The 4,906-nt window shown below is 63.6% G+C and carries 5 protein-coding genes; all 5 read left to right on the forward strand.

Annotation, left to right across the window (positions count from 1 at the left end):
* On the forward strand, positions 1 to 776 hold a 776-nt coding region (locus BKY26_RS16075; protein ID WP_131541909.1), incomplete at its 5' end, for an aldehyde dehydrogenase family protein.
* A gap of 10 nt (positions 777 to 786) precedes the next feature.
* A complete protein-coding gene (locus BKY26_RS16080) occupies positions 787 to 1,821 on the forward strand; it encodes an LLM class flavin-dependent oxidoreductase (protein WP_071691397.1) in 1,035 nt (344 codons plus the stop codon).
* 35 nt (positions 1,822 to 1,856) lie between these two features.
* On the forward strand, positions 1,857 to 2,453 hold the full coding sequence (locus BKY26_RS16085) for an amino acid synthesis family protein (protein WP_071691398.1): 597 nt from the start codon (positions 1,857 to 1,859) through the stop codon (positions 2,451 to 2,453).
* Positions 2,454 to 2,456: 3 nt separating this feature from the next.
* Positions 2,457 to 3,251 carry an alpha/beta fold hydrolase gene (locus BKY26_RS16090; RefSeq protein WP_071691399.1) on the forward strand — a complete coding sequence of 265 codons (795 nt, stop codon included), beginning with the start codon at positions 2,457 to 2,459 and terminating at the stop codon, positions 3,249 to 3,251.
* Between the two features lie 22 nt (positions 3,252 to 3,273).
* Positions 3,274 to 4,906, forward strand: a 1,633-nt coding sequence (locus BKY26_RS16095; RefSeq protein ID WP_071691400.1) for a thiamine pyrophosphate-binding protein, incomplete at its 3' end; no start/stop codon positions are given.

Consider the following 4,906-nt stretch of genomic DNA (forward strand, 5'->3'; position numbering starts at 1 on the left):
CACGCCATATCGTGCGCAACTCGGCAGAGAATTTCGCGGAAGTCAGCCTGGAACTGGGCGGCAAGTCCCCCTTTATCGTCTTTGATGATGCGGATATCGAAAGCGCCGTGAATGGCTCGGTCGCGGGCATCTTCGCGGCGTCGGGCCAAAGCTGCGTGGCTGGGTCCCGGGTCTACCTGCATGAGGATATCGCCGACGACTTCCTCGCCCGCATGGTCAAGATCGCCCAGGGCATCCGCATCGGCGACCCGCAGGCCGAGGAAACCGAGATGGGGCCGCTCTGCACGCAAGGGCAGCTCGACCATATCACCCGGCAGGTTGCCTTGGCGCAGGAAGAAGGCGGCACGGTTCTGGTGGGTGGCCAACGTCCCGAGGGGCTGGCGGGGCTCTACTTTCAGCCCACGATCATCGACTGTCCGCGCAATGACCTGACCATCGTGGATACGGAACTCTTTGGCCCCGTCCTCGCGGTCCAGCGGTTCCGCACCGAAGAGGAAGCCTTGGCGCTCGCCAATGACACGGTCCACGGCCTCGCCGCGGGCATCTTCACCCGCAACAACGCCCGCGCCCTGCGCATGTCCAAGCGCATCAAGGCGGGCATTGTCTGGGTCAACACCTACCGCGCGATTTCCCCCATCGCGGAATTCGGCGGCATGAAAAACTCTGGCTACGGGCGCGAAAGCGGCTTTCAGGCGCTGTGGGATTTCACCCGTCCCAAGACCGTCTGGATGAACATGTCCGAAGACCCGATAGCCAGCCCCTTCCAACCCCGTTGAGGATCACAGCATGAAGTTTCACCTCGCGATCAACCTCGAACGCATGACCCCCGAGACCGATATTCGTGCGGTCCGCGATCACACGCTGGACATGGTCAAGATGGCCGATGAAGCAGGGTTCGAGATTGCCTGGGCCGCCGAACACCATGCGCTGGAAATGACCATCGCGCCCAACCCCTTCCAGATCCTGACCTGGTGGGGCGAGCATGCCAAGAACATCCGCCTTGGCGTGGGCGTGGTGAACGCAGCCTACTGGCACCCGATTGATCTGGCGGGCGAGGCGGCGTTCCTCGATCTGACCAGCGAGGGTCGGTTGGAGTTTGGCATCGGATCGGGCGCCTATCAGCGGGAGTTCGACCGCATGTTCCCCGGTCTCGATCAGAAAGACGGCTGGCGCTATATGCAGGAAATGCTGCCCGTGGTGAAGGAGCTTTGGAAGGGCGATTACGAGCATAACGGCACCTACTGGAACTTCCCCAAATCGACCTCCTGCCCGAAACCCTTGCAGCAGGACGTGCCGATCTGGGTCGCCGCCCGTGCGCCGATTACCTTCGATTATGCCGTTGAGCATGATTGCAACATCATGAGCTGGCCGCTGACCATGCCGATGAGCGAGGCGGAAAGCTATCGCGGGCGTCTGGATGACGCCATCGCCAAGAACGGCGGCAAATTCAACGGCACCTGGGCGATGATGCGCCATACGGCGGTGTATGAAACCGAGGAAGACCGCCAGCGCGCTTTGGCCGCGATCCGGGTGCAGCTGGCCATGTTCGGCAATCTCATGACCAAGACCGGCGAGGTCCATAACGGCTTCCCCGACACGGTGAATGCGGAACAGCTGGAAGGCAATTTTCGCGTCGATCCGGTGATGCTGGAAGAAAACCTGATGTTCGGCACGCCCGAGACGGTCATTGAAAAGCTGAAGCTTTACGAGGCGCTCGGCGTCGATGCCTTCATCTACTACGCCTCCATGGGCATGGATATGGACCAGCAGAAGGAGAGCCTGAGGCTCTTCATCGACAAGGTCATGCCGGCCTACGCCTGACCCCCAGACACACACGCGAACAGGACAAGATAACAATGGCCGTAGAAATCCGCCGTATCCTTACGATGACGCAAATCACCCATGTGGAAGGGGGCCGCGCGGTGCCCGAACCCACGCGGATGTTCGCCGTGATGGCCGTGATCCGGAACCCGTGGTTCGGACGCGGTTTCGTGGAAGACATGAAGCCCGAGATCCGCGAACACTGCCCCGTCATCGGCAAACTTCTTACAGAAGAACTGTTGCGCCTGTCGGGTGGCACCATCGAAGGGGTCGGCAAGGCCTCTATCGTCGGCATGGGCGGCGAGGTGGAACACGCGCAGGCGCTGACCCATTCGCTGTGGTTCGGCAACCAGCTACGCGAGGCGATCGACGCCAAGACCTATCTGGTCTTCTCCAACACCCGTGGCGCGGCGGGCTGCACCATCACCATCCCGATGATGGACAAGGACGATGGCGGGCGGCGCTCGCACTACCAGACGCTGCAGACCGCGATCCCTGACGCGCCTGCGGAGGATGAGATCATCGTGGCCCTGGGCGGCAGCCTTGGCGGTCATCCGCATCACCGGATCGGCAACCGCTACGAGGATCTGGAGGAAATGGGCCGCTCCGTCGACAACCCGGCGGGGGTGTAAGCCATGGCCATGGCGCCTGACGGAACCGCCTATGAGCTGACGGGCCCCGAGGGCGCGCCGGTGGTGGTGCTGATCCACGGGCTGGGGCTGACCCGGGCGACGTGGAAAGACCACGTCCCGGCGTTCTCTAACCGGTTCCGGGTGCTGATCTATGACCTTTGCGGTCACGGGGAAAGTGCCCTTCCGGGCGAAACCCCAAGTTTGAAGGTGTTATCGGAACAGATCGTGCGACTGCTGGATCATCTGGGTATTGAAAATGCGGCGCTCGTGGGCTTTTCCCTCGGCGGCATGATCAACCGGCGCTTTGCCATGGATCATCCTGAAAGGGCCACGGCGCTGGTCATCCAGAACTCGCCGCACGAGCGTAGCCCGGAAGCTCAGGCGCTGGTTGAAAAACGGGCGAAGGACACCGGGGCAGGGGGACCTGCCGCGACCATCGAGGAGACGCTGAAACGCTGGTTCACGCCTTGCTTTCTTGCGGATCACCCCGAGACGGTGAACTGGGTGCGCGACACCGTGCTTGCCAATGATCCCGACAACTATACCGGCCATCGCTACGTGTTGGCCGCGGGCGTCACCGAACTGATCCGGCCCGAGCCGCCCATCAGCCACCCCACGCTGGTCATGACCTGCGAGAATGACACGGGCAGCACACCGGCCATGAGCCACGCCATCGCAAGCGAGATCGCCGGAGCGGAAACCATCATCGTGCCGGGTTTGCAGCATCTGGGCCTTCTGGAGCAGCCCGAGCTGTTCACGGGCCCGACAAGGGATTTCCTCATCCGCCACGCGGGTTGAGGACAGGAAAGGACACAAGACAATGACGAAACTGACAGGCGGTCAGGCAGCCGTTGAGGCGCTGAAGGCCGAGAAGGCCGATCATATCTTCGGGCTCATCGGCTCCGCCACGATGGAGATGTTCGATGCGCTCTACGATGCACCCGAGATCCGGTTTATCGGGGTGCACGACGAACGGACCGGGACGCATATGGCTGACGGATTCGCACGGGCCAGCGGTAAGGCGGGCGTGGTGCTGGCGGGGCAGAACGGCCCCGGTGCCACCAACCTCGTGACCGGGCTCGCGCAGGCCAAGGCGGCCTATTCGCCGGTCGTGTCCATCGCGGGGATGCTCTCCTCGGGCCACAAGTACCGCGATGCCTTCCAGGAGGTGGATCAGGAAGCGCTGTTCAAGCCCATCACCAAGCAGACATGGACCGCAACCGGCACCGACCGGGTGCCGGAAATGGTGCGCGAGGCCTTCCGCGTGGCGCAGGCCCCCCGCAAGGGACCGGTGCAGCTGAACCTGCCGCGCGATGTGCTGTCGGGAGAGGCCGAGTTCGGCGCCTTCCCCGGCCCGGAAACCTACGCCCACGCCCCCGCTGCGGGAGCGGAGGACGCGATTGCCAAGGCCGCAGCCATGCTGCGCGGGGCCGCGCGCCCGGTGATCGTCGCAGGTGGCGGCATCAAGATGACCGGTGCCGCCGACGACGCGCTGGCGCTGGCAGAGGCGGCGGGCTGCCCCATCGTGACCTCGCCCGGCCATGGCGATGCGCTGCCCTTCGGCCATCCGCTCAATGCAGGCCAGATGGGCCCGCGAGGCAACCCGGTGGCCTCAAGGCTGGTGAAAGAGGCCGACGTGATCCTCGCGCTTGGCACGCGGCTTGGCTTCAACTCCACCTTCTACAGCTACGACAACATCAACCGCGATGCCGCGATCATCCAGATCGAGCAGGAACCCACGGCCATTGGGCGCTATTTCCCCTCGACCCTTGGCATCCTGGCCGATGCCCCCACGGCGGCGCGGCAACTGGTGGCGGCACTGGCCAAGCTTGATGACCGCAAACTGGCCGAGGCCTGGACGGCGGCCTACAAGACTGAACGGCAGGCGTATCTGGCCAAGCGCGACGCCGATGCGGATGTGGCGACGATGCCGATCCAGCCCTCGGGCCTCTTCAAGACGCTGCGCGACGTGCTGCCGAAAGAGAGCGCGCTGACGATGGATGCGGGTACGCTGTGTCTGCAGGCCACCGACGCGATGAATTACTGGCAGCCCAAAAGCCTCTTCACCCCGCTCGATTTCGGGCTGGTGGGCTTTTCCTTCGCTGCCGGCCTCGGTGTGAAACTGGCCGTGCCCGACCGGCCGGTCATCAGCCTGATGGGCGACGGTGGCTTCGGCATGACCGTGTCGGAACTCTCCACCGCCGTCGATTACGGCATCAACACCGTGACCGTGGTCATGAACAACGGCTGTTGGGGGGCGGAAAAAGCCTATCAGCGCGATTTCTTCGGGCAGCGCTATATCGGCGCCGACATTTCCAGCCCGCCCTTCGACAAGCTGGCGGAACTATACGGCGCGGCGGGCTTCAAGGCGGAAACGCTGGACGAAACAGCCGATTGCATCAAGGCGGCGCTCGACTGCGGAAAGCCTGCTGTCATTGACGTGTCGGTCGACC

Origin of the sequence: Nioella sediminis (assembly GCF_001879695.1) — a bacterium.
In the GTDB taxonomy this organism is placed as follows: domain Bacteria; phylum Pseudomonadota; class Alphaproteobacteria; order Rhodobacterales; family Rhodobacteraceae; genus Nioella; species Nioella sediminis.